17 protein-coding genes are annotated in these 17,607 nt (G+C 46.8%); all 17 read left to right on the top strand.

Going from position 1 to position 17,607, the window contains the following annotated elements; translation table 11 throughout:
• The first annotated feature begins 88 nt into the window (after nucleotides 1-88).
• Entirely contained in the window at nucleotides 89-1,567 is a 1,479-nt protein-coding gene (locus tag ACYVFD_RS05935; RefSeq protein ID WP_461088855.1) for a UDP-N-acetylmuramoyl-L-alanyl-D-glutamate--2,6-diaminopimelate ligase, read from the top strand.
• Between the two features lie 121 nt (nucleotides 1,568-1,688).
• Entirely contained in the window at nucleotides 1,689-2,897 is a 1,209-nt protein-coding gene (gene mraY / locus ACYVFD_RS05930) for a phospho-N-acetylmuramoyl-pentapeptide-transferase (RefSeq protein ID WP_461088854.1), read from the top strand.
• 124 nt (nucleotides 2,898-3,021) lie between these two features.
• Complete coding sequence (gene rplM, locus ACYVFD_RS05925) at nucleotides 3,022-3,465, top strand: 50S ribosomal protein L13 (RefSeq protein WP_461088853.1); 444 nt, start codon at nucleotides 3,022-3,024, stop codon at nucleotides 3,463-3,465.
• Between the two features lie 6 nt (nucleotides 3,466-3,471).
• Nucleotides 3,472-3,858 (top strand): 30S ribosomal protein S9, encoded by a 387-nt coding sequence (rpsI, locus tag ACYVFD_RS05920; RefSeq protein ID WP_293682523.1) that lies wholly within the window; start codon nucleotides 3,472-3,474, stop codon nucleotides 3,856-3,858.
• Between the two features lie 154 nt (nucleotides 3,859-4,012).
• On the top strand, nucleotides 4,013-4,846 hold the full coding sequence (gene rpsB / locus ACYVFD_RS05915; RefSeq protein WP_461088852.1) for a 30S ribosomal protein S2: 834 nt from the start codon (nucleotides 4,013-4,015) through the stop codon (nucleotides 4,844-4,846).
• A gap of 194 nt (nucleotides 4,847-5,040) precedes the next feature.
• The gene (tsf, locus tag ACYVFD_RS05910) at nucleotides 5,041-5,874 is read left to right on the top strand and encodes a translation elongation factor Ts (protein ID WP_461088851.1); all 834 of its coding nucleotides are present in this window, start codon (nucleotides 5,041-5,043) and stop codon (nucleotides 5,872-5,874) included.
• A gap of 300 nt (nucleotides 5,875-6,174) precedes the next feature.
• Nucleotides 6,175-6,732 (top strand): RNA polymerase sigma factor, encoded by a 558-nt coding sequence (locus tag ACYVFD_RS05905; protein WP_461088850.1) that lies wholly within the window; start codon nucleotides 6,175-6,177, stop codon nucleotides 6,730-6,732.
• Between the two features lie 185 nt (nucleotides 6,733-6,917).
• Complete coding sequence (locus ACYVFD_RS05900; RefSeq protein ID WP_461088849.1) at nucleotides 6,918-7,523, top strand: RNA polymerase sigma factor; 606 nt, start codon at nucleotides 6,918-6,920, stop codon at nucleotides 7,521-7,523.
• A gap of 209 nt (nucleotides 7,524-7,732) precedes the next feature.
• On the top strand, nucleotides 7,733-8,587 hold the full coding sequence (locus ACYVFD_RS05895) for a mechanosensitive ion channel family protein (protein ID WP_461088848.1): 855 nt from the start codon (nucleotides 7,733-7,735) through the stop codon (nucleotides 8,585-8,587).
• A gap of 26 nt (nucleotides 8,588-8,613) precedes the next feature.
• A complete protein-coding gene (locus ACYVFD_RS05890; protein WP_461088846.1) occupies nucleotides 8,614-9,636 on the top strand; it encodes a DUF3078 domain-containing protein in 1,023 nt (340 codons plus the stop codon).
• A 72-nt stretch (nucleotides 9,637-9,708) separates the two neighbouring features.
• A complete protein-coding gene (gene mscL / locus ACYVFD_RS05885) occupies nucleotides 9,709-10,038 on the top strand; it encodes a large-conductance mechanosensitive channel protein MscL (RefSeq protein WP_461088845.1) in 330 nt (109 codons plus the stop codon).
• Between the two features lie 92 nt (nucleotides 10,039-10,130).
• On the top strand, nucleotides 10,131-11,486 hold the full coding sequence (gene murD / locus ACYVFD_RS05880) for a UDP-N-acetylmuramoyl-L-alanine--D-glutamate ligase (protein WP_461088844.1): 1,356 nt from the start codon (nucleotides 10,131-10,133) through the stop codon (nucleotides 11,484-11,486).
• 59 nt (nucleotides 11,487-11,545) lie between these two features.
• Entirely contained in the window at nucleotides 11,546-12,667 is a 1,122-nt protein-coding gene (locus ACYVFD_RS05875; protein WP_461088843.1) for an FtsW/RodA/SpoVE family cell cycle protein, read from the top strand.
• 104 nt (nucleotides 12,668-12,771) lie between these two features.
• On the top strand, nucleotides 12,772-13,863 hold the full coding sequence (murG, locus tag ACYVFD_RS05870; RefSeq protein ID WP_461088841.1) for an undecaprenyldiphospho-muramoylpentapeptide beta-N-acetylglucosaminyltransferase: 1,092 nt from the start codon (nucleotides 12,772-12,774) through the stop codon (nucleotides 13,861-13,863).
• A 56-nt stretch (nucleotides 13,864-13,919) separates the two neighbouring features.
• A complete protein-coding gene (gene murC, locus ACYVFD_RS05865; protein WP_461088840.1) occupies nucleotides 13,920-15,305 on the top strand; it encodes a UDP-N-acetylmuramate--L-alanine ligase in 1,386 nt (461 codons plus the stop codon).
• Between the two features lie 37 nt (nucleotides 15,306-15,342).
• A complete protein-coding gene (locus ACYVFD_RS05860) occupies nucleotides 15,343-16,116 on the top strand; it encodes a cell division protein FtsQ/DivIB (RefSeq protein ID WP_461088839.1) in 774 nt (257 codons plus the stop codon).
• Complete coding sequence (ftsA, locus tag ACYVFD_RS05855) at nucleotides 16,113-17,576, top strand: cell division protein FtsA (RefSeq protein ID WP_461088838.1); 1,464 nt, start codon at nucleotides 16,113-16,115, stop codon at nucleotides 17,574-17,576. Before ACYVFD_RS05860 ends, ftsA begins: the two co-directional genes overlap by 4 nt.
• Nucleotides 17,577-17,607 lie beyond the last annotated feature (31 nt).

Raw genomic sequence — 17,607 nt, 5'->3', positions numbered from 1 at the left:
TTATCCCATTTGAGGTAAAAATTAGGTAGTCAGCCCCTCAATCCGTTTTTTTGCAGCCATAAAACGAGATTAGGCATCGTTTAAAGGTATGCAACTCAAAAACCTTCTCTATAAAATTCCGCTGCTGGCTACATCGGGCAGCATGGAAGCGGATGTCACAGCCCTCACCATGGATTCCCGCAAAGTGGGGTCGGGTAGTCTGTTCATTGCTGTTCGGGGAACCGTAACGGATGGGCATAAATATATCGAAACGGCTGTAAAACAGGGTGCTGCGGCTATTTTATGCAAAGAACTTCCCAGTGATTTATCGGCAGATGTTACCTATGTTCAGGTGCAGGACTCTGCCCGCTCAATGGGTTTGATAGCGGCTAATTTCTATGAGCATCCTTCACAGAAATTAAAGCTAGTGGGTGTAACGGGTACGAATGGCAAAACGTCCGTCGCGACCCTGCTTTTCCGTCTGTTTCGTGCCTTAGGCTATCGCTGCGGCTTGTTATCGACGGTACAAAACCAGATCGATGATGAGGTAATTCCAACTACCCATACGACTCCCGATGCGATTACGATCAACCAGTTACTGACGAATATGCTGGCGCATGGGTGTACCCATGTCTTTATGGAAGTTAGTTCCCATGCGGTCGTGCAGGAGCGAATCGCTGGCCTTACGTTCTCAGGGGCTATTTTTACCAATATCACCCACGACCATCTCGATTTTCACGGCACCTTCGACAATTACATACGAGCCAAAAAGGGCTTCTTCGATCAGCTTCCGGCTTCGGCCTTTGCCCTGACCAATGTGGATGATAAACGCGGTCTGGTAATGCTCCAGAATACGGCCGCCCGCAAAGAAACCTACTCACTGAAAACCCTGGCTACATTTAAAGGAAAAGTCATTGCTGATAGCCTATTTGGCTTACATATGCAGCTTGATGGCCACGAAGTTTGGTTCAAGCTGATCGGTCGATTCAATGCCTACAATTTACTGAGTGTTTATGGAGCGGCTGTATTATTAGGCGAAGATCCAGCCGAAGTACTGACCTTACTTTCGGGTATTACCCCTCCTCCCGGACGCTTTGAGCAAGTTGTATCGGACGATAAAATTGTTGGCATTGTCGATTACGCCCATACACCCGATGCGCTTCAGAATGTGCTGGAAACCATCAACGGGCTACGGCAGACGAATGAACAGGGACGCCTGCCGCAAATTATCACGATAGTTGGCTGTGGGGGCAATCGGGATGCCGCCAAGCGACCCATCATGGCCGAAATTGCCTGTCGGTTCAGTAACCGGGTGATTCTGACGTCGGACAATCCACGCAACGAAGACCCGATGGTTATTCTGGAACAGATGCAGGCTGGCGTTCCACCTGTTGACTACAAAAAAACGACAACCATTGAAGATCGGCATGAAGCCATTCGGCAAGCTGTATCTATCGCTCACCCACACGATATTATTCTGGTAGCGGGCAAAGGTCACGAAACCTACCAGGAAATTAAAGGTATCAAATACGATTTCGACGATCGGGCCGTCTTACGGGACGCTTTCGCAGAACGCGGAAATCTGTAACTTTGGCACATGTATAATTTTGAATGAGTGAATGAGCGAATGAGTGAATACCATCCGGCTGAATATATCTGCGCCAGCTATTCACTCATTCGCTCATTCACTCATTCACTCATTCAGTTTTATGCTCTATTATCTTTTTCAGTTTCTGGACGAACGCTATAACTTTCCGGGTGCCGGGGTTTTTCAATATATTTCGTTTCGGGCGTTAGGGGCTGTAGTAACCTCGCTGCTGATCGCTGCCATTTTCGGACGCCGGATTATCGATACCCTTCGCAATCTGCAGATTGGCGAATCGATTCGCGATCTGGGTCTGGAAGGGCAGATGCAGAAACGAGGCACTCCCACCATGGGCGGTTTTATCATTTTGGCCTCCCTGCTGATTCCGGCGCTGCTGTTCTCAAAACTTTCCAACGTCTATGTTGTACTAGCTCTTGTATCGACGGTTTGGACGGGCATGATTGGCTTTTTAGACGACTATATCAAAGTCTTTAAAAAGAACAAGGAAGGGTTACAGGGCAAGTTTAAGGTCGTTGGGCAAATTGGTTTAGGGTTGATTGTCGGCCTGACACTCTATTTTAACCAGTATGTCAAAATCCGGAAGTATGCTCCCCGTCTGCTGAGTACATCGAACGTTCCCGATGTATATACCGACATTAAATCAACCCTGACAACAGTTCCATTTGTCAAGAATAACGAGTTCGACTACAGTTCGCTGCTGTTTGGTTTATTGCCTGATGATTATACCTGGATCATTTATGTGATTGTCTGTATTTTCATCATTACTGCCGTTTCCAATGGCGCTAACATCACCGACGGAATCGACGGATTAGCGGCAGGTACATCTGTCATTATTGGACTTACAATTGGTGTACTAGCCTATTTATCAGGCAATAAAGTTTTCTCCCAATACCTTAACATTATGTACATTCCCAACGCTGGCGAGCTGGTAATCTTCTGTGCGGCTTTTGTGGGAGCGTGTGTCGGATTTCTGTGGTACAACTCCTATCCGGCTCAGGTATTTATGGGCGATACAGGCAGTTTGATGCTTGGAGGAGTTATTGCCGTGTTGTTTCTGGCCATACGAAAAGAACTGATGATTCCAGTCATCTGTGGTATCTTCCTGGTTGAGCTTGTGTCCGTCATCACACAAGTCAGCTATTTTAAATACACAAAACGCAAATACGGCGAAGGCAGGCGAATATTCCTGATGTCGCCACTTCACCACCATTTTCAGAAAAAAGGCTATCATGAAGCCAAGCTGGTAACCCGTTTCTGGATCGTCGGAATTATTCTAGCAGTAATGGCTCTGGCAACGTTGAAGTTACGTTAATACGAATTCTTTGCAGAGCCTTGTTTTTCAGCCTTATATCTCCTATATTTGCACTCCCGTTTTGAAGCGGGAGTGCTTTATTTTTAGGCAAATCGTTAGAAATCAACCAATTAGTCTCCATAAAGTGAATACGCTCAGTTACAAAACCATCTCTGCCAACAAAGAAACGGTGCAGAAGGAATGGATTGTGGTTGACGCTCAGGGCGAAGTGCTCGGTCGGTTGGCCAGCCAAATCGCACGCCTGATCCGCGGCAAACACAAAACTAACTTCACCCCGCATGTTGACTGCGGAGATAATGTGATCGTCATCAATGCCGAAAAGGTGCGCCTGACGGGCTCTAAGATGACCGACAAAGTTTACGTTCGCCACACAGGATACCCCGGTGGTCAACGGTTCGCATCGCCCCGGTTGTTGCTCGAAAAACAACCCCAGCGCATCATCGAACATGCTGTGAAGGGCATGTTGCCGAAAAACCGGCTTGGTCGGCGGTTGTACACCAACCTGTATGTTTACGCTGGTGACCAACACCCGCACGAGGCTCAGCAACCCAAAGCAGTTAAATTCTAAGTCATAATGGATCGTATTAATACCATTGGCCGCCGTAAAACTGCCATCTCACGGATCTACCTGTCGGCGGGCAGCGGAGCCATCTCGGTAAACGGAAAAGATTACAAGCAATATTTTCCGACCGAAGTCCTGCAAATCATTCTGAACCAACCCTTCGCTACAGTTAATGGCGTAGGTGGCTACGATGTTAAAGTAAACGTTCGTGGTGGAGGTGTAGCTGGTCAGGCAGAAGCAACCCGCATGGCCATTGCCCGCGCCCTTGTCGAATTGAACGCTGAATTCCGTCCAGCCCTCAAAAAAGAAGGATTCCTTACCCGGGATTCGCGTATGGTTGAGCGGAAGAAGTACGGTCGTCGGAAGGCACGTCGTCGGTTCCAGTTCTCGAAACGTTAATTTGCAGAGGGCATCGGGCTATTGGCAAAGGGGATTTACCCATCGCCCCACGCCCTTACCCCTATGCAACATAGTCCAGACTGCGCTTAGATGATGCCGATGCGCGGTGCTGCGTATTTTCAACTTATTCATTTTTTATTGTTCATTTTAAGAAATGGCACAAATCGAATATAAAGATCTCCTCGACGCTGGTGTGCACTTTGGTCACCTGACGCGTAAGTGGGACCCCCGGATGGCTCCGTATATCTTCATGGAGAAGAACGGCATCCACATTATTGATCTCAATAAAACATTAGCCTCGCTCGATGAAGCTTGCAACGCCATCCGTGGCATTGTTCGTTCGGGCCGGAAAGTGTTGTTCGTAGCGACCAAAAAACAGGCTCAGGAAATTGTTTCGGAAGAAGCTCGTCGCCTGAAAATGCCATACGTAACTGATCGCTGGCAGGGTGGTATGCTGACCAACTTTGCTACGATTCGGAAGTCGCTGAAAAAAATGCAAACGCTGGACAAAATGCTGAAAGACGAGGAGACCGTCAAAGGCATTGCGAAGCGGGAGCGTTTGACCCGGATGCGTGACAAAGAGAAACTGGAGCGTGTATTGGGCGGTATTGCCGATCTGACCCGTTTGCCAGCCGCTCTGTTCATTGTCGACGTAAAACGCGAACACATTGCCGTAGCTGAAGCTCACCGCCTGGGTATTCCGGTATTTGCTATGTGCGATACCAACTCGAACCCTGAATCGGTTGACTTCGCTATCCCAGCTAATGATGATGCTTATAAAGCAATTGCTCTGATCACGCTGGCCATAGGTAAAGCGATCGAAGAAGGGCTGATGGAACGGAAGCAGGACAAGGACGATCAGCGCAGTCAGGAAGAGGAAGAAGCCAAACGGGCTGAAGACCTTGCTCAGGCTCGTGCCGAAGGAGAAACCCAGCCTGAAGCTGAAACGAACGCAGCTCCCGTTGCTGAAGACGGGCAGGAAGCATAAAATGAGTTATAAAGTTTTATGGTTGTAGAGTTATAAAGTTTTAAACCAACTTCAACTTTATAACTCTACAACCATAAAACTTTATAACTCAAAAATATAGCCCGTAGCCACGCTATGGGCTATTCCATTTCAATAGCCAATTCATTGACCACCAAATAACGTTTGGTAATTTAACTTACTAACAACTTTTTATTATGGCAATTACCGCTGCTGACGTAAACAAACTTCGGCAAGAGACCGGAGCCGGTATGATGGACTGTAAAAAAGCCCTTACTGAAGCCGATGGCGATTTTGAAAAAGCAAAAGAGATTCTGCGGAAGCAGGGTCAGAAAATAGCCGACAAGCGGGCCGATAACACTACTGCCGAAGGTATAGTACTAGCCCATGTTAGCACCGATGGCAAGTCAGGTAAAGTAATCGCGCTGGCCTGCGAAACAGAACCTGTATCGAAGGTAGCTGATTTCCAGAACCTGGCGATGGCAGTTATGAGTACTGCCGTAACAACGGATGCTGCTGATAAAGCTACGTTGTTGGCAACTCCACAGGCAGATGGTCGTTCGTTACAAGATCATATCACTGACCTGATGGGCAAAATCGGTGAAAAAATCGATGTAGCCTCCTTTGAGACCGTTTCGGCCGATAAAGTTGTTTCTTACATCCACTCGAACGGCAAACTGGGCGTTCTGGTTGGCCTGACCAATACGAACGGTACGGATGTTAGCGAAGTTGGCCGTGACGTAGCTATGCAAATTGCAGCTATGAAACCGGTTGCTCTGGACAAAGATGGCGTTGACGCTACAATCGTTCAGCGTGAAATCGAAATCGGTAAAGAGCAGGCTCGTGCTGAAGGAAAACCCGAAGCTATGCTTGAAAAAATTGCCATGGGTAAGCTGAACAAGTTCTATAAAGACAATACGCTGCTTAACCAGGAGTTCGTAAAAGATCCTTCGATTACCATTTCTCAGCTTCTGGATAAAACCAGCAAAGGCCTAACCGTATCTGCTTTCAAACGAGTAGCTATTGGTTAATATAGTTGAGGAGTAAATCCTGCTTTACGCTAAATACGCTAAAAATACCCGGTCATTAGGCCGGGTATTTTTATTTACTACCTACATAACCTACTGATATACAGTAGTTAATAGCGGTAACGCTAGTTGATAAATGTAACATTTTTGGTTCTTATGCATTTCTTCCGTGCTTTACTATACCCAAAAACTACATCAAAAGCACATCATAGACTACATTGACTGCAACCCACCTTTGAGACAGTGTCAAAAACCAGGTACTTTGTCCGCAGCCTATTGTCTACCACCATCCTTAACCTGGTCATGAACAAGCAAAGTACAGACGAAGAATTAGTTAGAAATTTTCTTTCCACTGGACAACAAAACTATTTTGAACAGTTGTACAAACGGTATTGCGGTAAAGTGTATCGTAAATGCCTTTACTTCACCAATGATAAACTACAGGCTGACGATCTGACGCAGGATATATTTTTACGTTTATTGCACAAACTCGAAGGGTATAAACACGAAGCCAAATTTTCGACTTGGCTCTATTCCATTACCTATAATTACTGCGCCGATCAACTCCGCCAACTCAAATCTCGTCAGCCGACATTACCTCTCGATGATTGCGATACCCTATCTAATGCTGAGCAAGATGAAACAGCTTATTATGATGAATCAGTCATTGACCAAATCCAACAGGCAATTCTTCGGTTAGCTCCCCTCGAACAGCATTTAATCCAAAAGAAATATCAGGAAGATATGAGCATTCGGGAATTGGCTTTTCACTATTCCTTGACTGAGAATGCTGTAAAGATGCGGTTGAAGCGGTCACGTGATCGACTGCGTCAATATTATCAGGAAGAAACGAATTCATAGCAATGCCATGGCCCAGTAATATATAAAGAAACAATCGTTTTATATACACATATATTCATAAAGAAATCTTATTTGGTTAATCTTTTGAACTAATCAGTTCCTAGCAGTTATTTTTACTAATATTGATAGTTGGGGTGAGTTACTTTTACAACACTTTCTGGTCATAACAGCCACTACCACATAAAATGGAGCAGTATTCGGACGAAGAGCTGGTTCGGCTATATGTCGACACGCAGCGAAACGCCTATTTTGAACGATTATATGAACGTTACTGTGATAAGGTATACCGTAAGTGTTTATCATTCACGAAAGATCCTGTGCGGGCTGAGGATTTAACGCACGACATCTTCCTAAAATTGGTCATTAAACTGGGCAGCTTTCGGGAACAGGCTAAATTCTCGACCTGGCTATATTCCATTACGTATAACTATTGCACCGATCAGATTCGGTCGCAGAATATGCGTAAAGAAGTGTATATGGAGGATGGTTGGGAACGACTTGATGTAGGAACAGACGACGATTTGGGCGAATTAGCCGAAATGGAGGCCAAACAACTTGAGCGCGCTTTGCACCAACTTGCTCCCGAAGAACAGTCGATGCTTCTGATGAAGTATCAGGACGATATCAGCATTCGGGATATTGCCAACATCAATGGGCTGACCGAAAGCGCCGTAAAAATGCGACTAAAACGCTCGCGAGATAAGCTTCGTAAACACTACCTCGAAGGCGTTGTATTCTGGCTGCTGCTAGCCATCAAAATGATACTCTCTATTCGTTGGCCTTTTCGTTAATCCGCCATTATGGAAAATACAAATCCATTCAAACAACTTGAGCCAGATGACGTCTGCCCGCCGAATCTAAAAACAGAGCTAGTCTCTGAGATCGATCTAATTCGCAATGCGATTACCCTTGTAGAGCTCTACGTTGGTGACTTATTTGCGTTGGCCTCGGCTCTGGCGAATCCACCTCACTTAACCCCAGACGACACAACTCGTACCGTATGAACCAACTACCTAACCTTGCAGAAGTAGTACGTAATACTTTTCAAAACCTGATCAATCAATTCGTCGAGTTTGTGCCGCGTCTATTTGGCACAATGATAATACTGCTAATTGGCCTTGGTGTGGCTCGTCTAGTGGCCTTTATCATTCAGCGCGTGTTGGATAGAGTAGGGTTTGATAAAATTGGTAATCGGCTTAATGAAATTAGTATTATAAAGCAGCTCAAAACTGAAATTAAACTAAGCGAAATCATCGCCAAAGTTCTTTACTACTACATTCTGCTGATGTTTATAACGGCCGCTACCGAAACATTAGGCGTAGCGGCTATTACCGAGATGGTATCATCGTTGGTAAACTTTATTCCCAAGCTAATTGTAGCAGCCATCATGTTACAGGTAGGTGTATTGATTGCCGATACCTTACGCGGGGCTGTTATCAACGTATGTCAATCGTTCAACATCGCTTCAGGTCGCCTGTTGAGCATGATTGTATTCGTATTCTTCCTCATTATCACAGTCATTAGTGCGTTGGGGCAGGCAGGTATCAATACTGAACTGCTCGAATCCAGCTTCAATCTCATCATTGGCGGGGTCATTTTCGCCTTTGCCATCGGGTATGGCATCGCTTCCCGCGATCTGATGGCTAATATTATCTCATCATTTTACACCAAGAATAAATACAAGGAAGGGCAGATTATTCGGATCGATGATGCCAAAGGCGAAATCATTAAGGTCGATAACCTATCCTTAACCCTTCGCACGGGCGAAACAACGACAGTAGTCCCGCTGCAAACCTTACAAATGAAAAAGGTAGAAGTGTTTAATAGCCAGGCCACGTCCCAAAGTGCCGAGTGATAATCGCTGAATTTTAATAGCAGGTTATGAAAAGAAGTCTATTCTACGTGCTGATTGGTCTGATCTGTATTAATCAGGCCATGGCACAGGAGACCCCAAAAATTGTACCGACTGATTCCGTACGAGTTACAACGAACTTCAAAGATACCGTTGCCATCAAGCCTGATACATCTTATTGGCAAAAATCGTTTAGTGGCGGTGTCAACTTCAACCAGGCATCGTTTAGTAACTGGTCGGGAGGAGGTGTTAATTCGGTTGCAATCGGGGGTGTGGTCGCGGCTCGTGCTCTTTACGAAAAAGGCAAAACCTCCTGGGACAATACCGCCGATTTACAGTTAGGTTACGTTACGCAATTAGGGAATACGCGTAAAGCTGCCGATCAGATCATCGTGATTTCGGTACTGGGTCATCAAATTGCCCCTAAATGGGATCTGTTTGTTTCTGGCACGTTCAATACGTTTTTTGCGCCTGGCTATCGCTACGACAAACTACCCGCTGATCAGACTCGGCTGAAAGTTTCCAACTTTTTTGCCCCTGCTCAACTTACCACTGCTTTCGGGATCGCGTATCGGCCCAACGACTGGTTTGCCCTTCGCATGAGCCCAATTGCTCCCCGATTTACTTTTCTGGCCGACCAAAGCGTACGGGTACGTGAACAGGCCGACGGAACCTTTGTCTACGACCCGACGCAAACAGTTTATGGAGTTGGGCCTGGCAAAAGTAGCCGAACCGAATGGCTAGCCTTCCAGTTGCAGGCTGTATTGAATAAAAACCTGACTGAAAACATATCGATCAATACACGCTATCAACTCTTCACTGAGTATTCACGTCTGGACAATATCAACCATCGGTTTGATCTGATTCTTACAGCAAAAGCCAGTAAATACATCAGCACCACTTTCGGACTGATTGCGCTTTACAACAAAGACTTTAGCTCAAGCTTACAAATTCAACAAACACTGGCCATCGGACTCGTATACAATATCAGTTCGTTCAAAAAGAAAAAAGACTCCTTAAAAGCAGGAGATGCGTTACCGGGACGGTTTTGACTTAAGCTAACAATTGTCTACTTTACTTACCAATTAACAAGTGGTATATGTCTAACCCTAAACTGAATCATTATGCTAAATGAATTTAAAACTTTCATTGCACAGGGTAACGTACTTGACCTGGCTGTTGGCGTCATTATCGGCGCGGCTTTTGGTAAAATTACTACCTCACTGGTCGAAGACATCATCAACCCAATTCTTGGCCTGGTGCTGGGTGGCGTTGATTTTAGTCAGTTAAAAATTGTCCTGAAAGAAGCCGTCGGCACTACCCCTGAAGTAGCTATACGGTATGGTAATTTTCTGAATACAGTTATACAATTCTTAATCATCGCCTGGGTCGTATTTCTGATTGTCAAACTGGCGAATCGTGCACGGGTATCAAAATCGATGGATGCTAAATAATAAGTTTTGCTAAGAAATTTATCTGAAAAGCCCTGGACCATAGCCGGGGCTTTTTCATTTATGTGTTACTTTGCTAAGTGTAAGTATATAGTATGTCAGTGCAAAAGATCGTCATTTTAGGGGGGGGCGAAAGCGGTGTAGGCGCTGCTTTGCTAGCACAAGCCAAAGGCTTTCAGGTCTTTCTGTCGGATAGAGGAGCCCTTAAGGAAAGTTACCGAACCACACTTCAAACGGCGAAAATTCCATTTGAAGAAGGCCAACATTCAGGAGATCAAATTCTGGATGCGACCGAGGTCATAAAAAGCCCGGGAATACCCGAGACAGCGCCATTAGTGCAACAGTTGCGGGCCCAGGGAACGCCCATCATTTCAGAAATTGAATTTGCGGCACGTTACACTCGCGCCAAATTGATTGGAATTACCGGGAGCAACGGCAAAACGACCACGACGCTATTGACCTATCATCTACTCAAAACCGCTGGTTTTAATGTGGGGCTGGCCGGTAACATAGGCGATAGTTTTGCCGAACAGGTTATTACCGACCGCTTCGACTATTTTGTGCTTGAATTAAGCAGCTTCCAGCTCGACGACATGTACACTACCCGTCTCGACGTTATGGTACTGCTCAACATCACCCCCGATCACCTTGACCGGTACGGGTATAACTTTCAGAATTACGTCGACTCAAAATTCCGTATTCTCCGTAATGCCCGACCCGGCGATGATTTTATCTTCTTTGCTGAAAGTCAGCCGATTCTGAACGAGCTGGAGAAGCGAAATCCGCTAGTTAATCGATTACCGGTTTCAATAGAAACGGTTGTTGCTCCCGGTGGTTATCTGGAAAATGGCCAATTGATTGCGGTTAATAAAGATGCTTCGTTTGCCATTGCTCAGGCAGAAACGCCTTTGCGCGGTCCTCATAACGCCATCAATATGCTATCGGCCATACTGGCTGCACAATCGGTTGGGGTCTCGAATGAAGCGCTCGAGCAGGGGCTAAAAACGTTTCAGAATGCGGCCCATCGGCTTGAACCGGCCGGGTTAATCAATGGCGTGCAGTTTATCAATGACTCGAAAGCAACCAATGTCGATTCGGTTTTCTACGCGCTATCGAGCATGAATACCCCGACTGTCTGGATAGCTGGCGGGTTAGACAAAGGAAACGACTATAGCCAAGTAGATGAATTAGTGCATCAAAAAGTAAAAGCACTGATTTGTCTGGGCGTTGATAATCATAAGCTGGTTGATTATTTCGGCCAGAAAATTCCTGTACTATATGAAACTCAATCCGTTACGGACGCGGTAGCAAAAGGACTGGAGTTGGCACAGCCCGGCGAAGTAGTCCTTCTATCGCCTGCCTGTGCCAGTTTTGATCTGTTTAAGAATTATGAGGATCGCGGCAATCAGTTCAAAGCCGCCGTTAAAACCCTAATGATGAATGATGAATGATGAATGCCCTGCTGGCAACTATTCATCATTTATCATTCATCATTCATCATTAAAAACCTATGGCCCTGCGTGAATGGATTCGTACACATCTGAAAGGTGACCGCCAAATCTGGTGGATTGTCCTGTATTTATCAATCATGAGCGTTCTGGTTGTTTATAGTGCAACTGGCACGAAAGCCTTCCGGGAACTCGACGGCAATACGGAGATCTTTCTGCTCAAACACGGCTCGCTGCTGCTGATTGGGCTAGCCTGCACGTATTTTGCACACAAGATCAACTACGTGTATTACGCGCGTCTGTCGAAATACGGGCTGTGGCTGTCCGTCCCACTCCTGATATGGGCTTTCTTCAAAGGTTCAACCCTGAATGATGCATCGCGCTGGGTTACCATCCCGATCATCAATCAGACTTTCCAGCCGTCCGATTTGGCCAAACTGGCGCTTATCTCTAATCTGGCGGCTATGCTGGCCAAGCGGCAGCGGTTCATGAACGACCCGACAGTATTGTTTAATCTTATTCTCTGGATTGGCCTTATCTGTTCATTGATCATTCTGTCGAATACATCGACGGCGCTTTTGCTGGGAGCCACCTGTTTTCTGCTGATGTACATCGGGCGGGTGCCGGTTCGCTATCTGGGGTATATGATCGCCGTCTGCGTCTTGTTTGGTGGTATAGGTTTAGCGGCCGGGCAACGACTAGGAACTGCTGTCAACCGAATCAAAAGCTTTTCCAATTCCGACACCATCGTTTATCAGGTTGAGCAGTCTTACATTGCCCTGGCCAACGGTGGATTAACCGGTCAGGGACCAGGGAATAGCCATCAGCGAAACACCTTACCGAATCCATTCTCCGATTTCATTTACGCTATTATCGTTGAAGAGTACGGTCTCATACTAGGCGGCATCCCTGTTGTATTAGCGTATCTATGGTTTTTATGGCGAGGTATGAAAACGCTGCAAAAGGCCACCCGGCCGTTTGGAGGGTTGTTGTCGGCCGGGCTGACGTTTAGTATTGTTTTTCAGGCCTTTGCAAGTATTTGTGTGGCTATCGGCATGGCCCCTGTGACGGGTCAGCCCCTACCCTTATTGAGTATGGGTGGCACATCACTCATATTTACAGGCTTAGCGATTGGTATTGTCCTCAGCGTCAGCCGTGACGAAGCTGACGAAAGTAAAATTTAATTACGGATTGCGACGTACGAATTACGATTTGGCGGACGCAAACAGTACTAGTAGTCACTAAATTGTAATTCGTACGTCGTACTTCGCATATCGTAAATCAGTGCATGAAAGTAATCATCAGTGGGGGTGGAACTGGCGGGCATATTTACCCGGCCATTGCCATTGCCAACGAACTAAAGGCCATCGACCCCGCTACTGAAATTCTGTTTGTGGGTGCCGAAGGTAAAATGGAAATGGAAAAAGTGCCCCGCGCTGGCTATCAAATAGTTGGGCTGCCCGTTGTTGGCATTAAGCGCGAGCTTACTTTAGCAAACCTTAGCTTTCCGATTAAACTAGGCAGAAGCTTCTTACGTGCCCAACAGATTGTTCGTGACTTCCAGCCCGATGCAGCCGTGGGTGTAGGTGGATATGCCAGTGGGCCATTGCTTTTAGCGGCTTCCCTCAAAGGAGTGCCCACTCTCATTCAGGAACAAAACTCATATGCTGGTCTGACCAACAAAGCACTGGCCCGCTGGGCTAAACGGATCTGTGTTGCTTATCCGGGCATGGAAGCGTTCTTTCCGGCCGAAAAGCTGAAGTTGACCGGCAACCCGGTGCGGAGTGATATTCAGTTTGCCGATCAGCAAATTGAAGCCGGACGAAAGCTGTTCGATCTGGAATCGACTCGCCCAACCTTGCTAATTATTGGCGGTAGTCAGGGCGCACGAACCATTAATGAGAGTATAGAGGCTGGCTTACAGCGTTTTGTAGATGCCGGTGTGCAGGTGGTCTGGCAAACAGGGCCGGGATTTATTGAGCGAGCCAAAGCAGCCGTTGCCGCAATCGGTTCGCCTTTGATCAACGCCTACGATTTCATTTACGAGATGGATAAAGCCTACGCCGTTGCCGATGTTGTCGTGTCGCGGGCGGGAGCTTTGTCCGTATCGGAATTATGTTTGGTAGGTCGTCCGGCAATTCTGGTGCCTTTTCCGGCAGCTGCCGAAGACCATCAAACCAAAAACGCGATGAGTCTGGTCGAGAATAAGGCTGCCTTACTGGTTACCGATAAAGCGGCTCGCGAAGAACTCGTTTCGGCCGCCTTGAGTCTATTGAACGACCCGATTCAACAAACTCAGTTGCGGACACAAATAAAAACATTAGCCAAACCCAATGCCGCCCGCGACATTGCAAATGAAGTAATTCAATTAACGAAATAAGGAAAAGGGAGAAAGGAGAAAAGATTGACAAGCCCCTTCCTCCCTTCTGAAAAAAAATGACTTTAGATCAATTCAAATACATTTATTTCCTCGGTATCGGTGGGATTGGTATGAGCGCCCTGGCGCGTTGGTTTCGTATCAACGGGTACACAGTAGCTGGATATGACCGGACACCAACGGCATTGACCGATGCTTTACAGGCTGAAGGCATCGCAATTCATTTTACCGAAGATGTCGAGCAGATACCGGTTACTTTCCGAGAGAATCCGAGTCAAACACTGATTATTTATACCCCTGCTGTTCCTAAAACGCATCTGGAGTATATCTATCTGACTGACAAAGGGTTTACTTTACAAAAACGCTCGCAGGTATTAGGCTTGCTAGCTGGGCAAATGACCACGATTGGCGTAGCGGGTACGCATGGAAAAACAACTACTTCGTCGATGGTTACGCATATCCTGCGTAGCTCGGGCGTGAACTGTGCGGCTTTTCTGGGGGGTATTACGGCTAATTATGGCACGAATTTCTTACTCAATGAGCCTGCCGACGACCTTCGCTCGGTAATCTGTGTGGTTGAAGCCGATGAGTTTGACCGGTCGTTTTTAACCCTGTTTCCAACGTATGCCATCGTTACCTCAACCGATGCCGACCACCTGGATATTTACGGTGCGCATGAGGCTGTGCTTGAATCGTTTGGCATGTACGTTAGTCAGATCAAAACGGATGGCGTCCTGTTTATGAAACAAGGATTGTCGCTGGCCGACAAAACAAAAGCATCCGTTCGACAGTATTCTCTGGAAACCGGCAACTATCATAGCCAAAATCTCCGTATCGATCAGGGCGCTTTCATCTTCGATCTTGTTCATCCCACTGGGACTATTACTGATATTCAGATGATGGTTCCTGGATTTCACAATGTGGAAAATGCAGTGGCAGCAGGTGCAGTGGCGTTGGAGGTAGGTGTATCGCCGGAAGCCATCCGTTCTGCCCTATCAACGTACAAAGGCGTCCGTCGGCGGTTCGAATACATCCTTAAAACAGATAAAGCGATATTGATCGATGATTACGCGCATCACCCAGCCGAGGTAAAAGCCTTTCTATCGTCGGTAAAGGCGCTGTATCCCGATCGGGAAGTGACTGTTGCGTTTCAGCCGCACCTGTTCAGCCGCACCCGTGACTTTGCGGATGGGTTTGCAGAAAGTTTGTCGTTAGCCGATCATGTTATTCTGCTAGACATTTATCCGGCTCGTGAATTACCGATAGAAGGTGTAAGCGCTGACTTGATTTTTCGGAACGTACACTCGAAAACCAAACAACAATGCACCAAAGATGAATTGCTCGACGTTGTGCGAAAAATGAAGCCTTCCTTACTTGTAACCGTAGGGGCCGGTGACATTGATCAACTGCTTCCGGCATTAAAATCTACTCTAAGCAACCAATAGATAAAATTATTGGAGAAACAATTGAGCTTATTTACAGATGTTTTCTACCTTTAAATCATCCAAAAAGTGGTTGTTGGCCGTCGGAGGGCTTCTCAGTCTGTTTGGGCTCATTGCATTTACGGAAATTAAACACGGGCAGAAAAGCGTTCGGAACGTTATTATTCAAATTGATCCGATTGATGATCATCGTTTTCTGACCCGACGCGATGTAATGGGATACCTGACAAACGGGGGTGCTGATCCAATCACTGGCAGAAATTATGCCGAAGTAGATTTGCAGCAACTGGAAAAACGGTTGAAACAACATGGATTGGTAAAAAATTGTCAGATTTCGCGTGACCTGCATGGGGACCTGCTCGTCGTGATTGAACAGCCCAGACCTCTAGCTCGATTAATGATCAGTGGCGACGGCATTCGACCCGTTTCAGGACAGTACATCAGTGAAGAAGGACGTTTTTTCCCGATTTCCATGAACTACTCAGCTCGGGTTCCGGTTCTAACCGGCAATTACTTTGCCCAGAACCGTTCGCTGGCGAGTGAGCGTAACCGACCACTGCTGGACTTATTAAAACGAATCCAGAATGACCCACTTTGGCGGGCACAGATTGCTGAGTTATCTGTTGATGAGCAGGGCGAGGTAACAATGTGGCCACAAATGGGTAACCATAAAATAGAATTTGGGCCGCCCACCGAATTAGATGCTAAATTTAGAAAATTAAAAATAGTCTATACCGACGTTTTACCCGCAAAAGGCTGGGATCGTTACAGCCGGATAAACGTTGAGTACCGAAATCAAATAGTTTGCGAATGACAAAGACGGGCATGGACGAGAAAATTGTAGTAGGTCTGGACATCGGCAGCACCAAAGTCTGCGCCGTGGCCGGGCGATTGATCCGAAATAATAAAGAACAGGAAACGCTCGAAGTGCTAGGCGTAGGCGAAACCAATCTGACCGATGGCGTTGCCAAAGGTTCGGTCGTCAACGTTAATAATACGGTCAATGCCATTCGACGGGCTATTCATGAGGCTTCCAATCAATCGAATCTGGATATTCATTTAGTCAACGTTAGCTTCAGTGGATCACATGTCACCTCCGTCAAATCGAGCGGGAGCATTACGCGCTCTTCTTCGGGCGACGAAGTGCAGGTTGAAGACATCGACCATTTGCTGAATGACATGTATCGCACGTCCATTCCGGCCGACAAGGAAATTATTCACGTGCTGCCGATGGATTTTGTGGTCGATACGGAAACGAACATCAATCAGCCTGTTGGCCGAAACGGTGTCAAACTCGGTGCTGATTTTCAGCTTATTACCGCCCAGGCCAACGCTGCTCGGAACATTCGCAAATGCATTACCCGCAACAATCTGGCCCAGGATACCATGATGCTTTCGGCATTGGCGTCGGGGCTGGCGGTGTTGACTGATGAAGAAAAATACGCAGGGGTAGCTTTAGTCGATATTGGCGGTGGCACTACCGAAATGGCCATCTACTACCGGAACGTGCTACGCCATGTGGCTGTCTTTCCGTGGGCCGGTAACAGCCTCACCTCAGATATTCAGGCGGGTTGCAAAATTCTGCCAAATCAGGCTGAACTGTTGAAAAAGAAATTCGGGAATGCAAATCCTGGCGAGTACAACCTGAACGAAGTGGTAGCTGTACCGGGGCTGAGCAATCGCAAGCCTAAAGATGTGCTGCTGAAAAATGTGGCCGTCATTATTGAAGATCGGCTACGGGAAATAGCCGCTTTGGTACAGGCCGAAATTATGCGATCGGGTTACGACGGTAAACTACTGGGCGGTATTGTGCTTACCGGTGGTTCCGCACTAATTCCGGGTGTAGAGCAGATTTTTGGACGAGTCACCGGCATTGAAGAAGTGCGTGTTGGGTATCCTGAACATCTGGAGCCCAATGGACGAGCCGATCTGGTAGGTGACCCCGCTCATGCTACCGCCGTAGGGCTGGTCTGGGCAGGGTACAAAACAATCGACAACCGTATCTCCTTCATTACAGACCCTAATCGGGCCATTAAAGAAGAAGACAGCCAGCCTATTCACACCCATAACCATACGGGAACAACGGGTGGACATGCCAGCACGAATGGGCACAATACAACAGGCAGCTATGGTACGTCACATGGTGGACGAGGTGGTCCCAAAGTACCCGATAAAACACCCGAACCCGAACAACCAAAAGACGAAGGAGGACTTATTGGTTGGCTACGCAAGTTAACACGCCCTATTCGTGGCAACGAAACAGACCCTTATTAGGGCTGGCAGCGCAGATATGACCTGCGGTAAT

The sequence above is a fragment of the Spirosoma gilvum genome, from assembly GCF_054776815.1.
The sequence above is the reverse complement of the archived record's forward strand: the minus strand, read 5'-3'. Positions and strand labels throughout refer to the sequence as shown.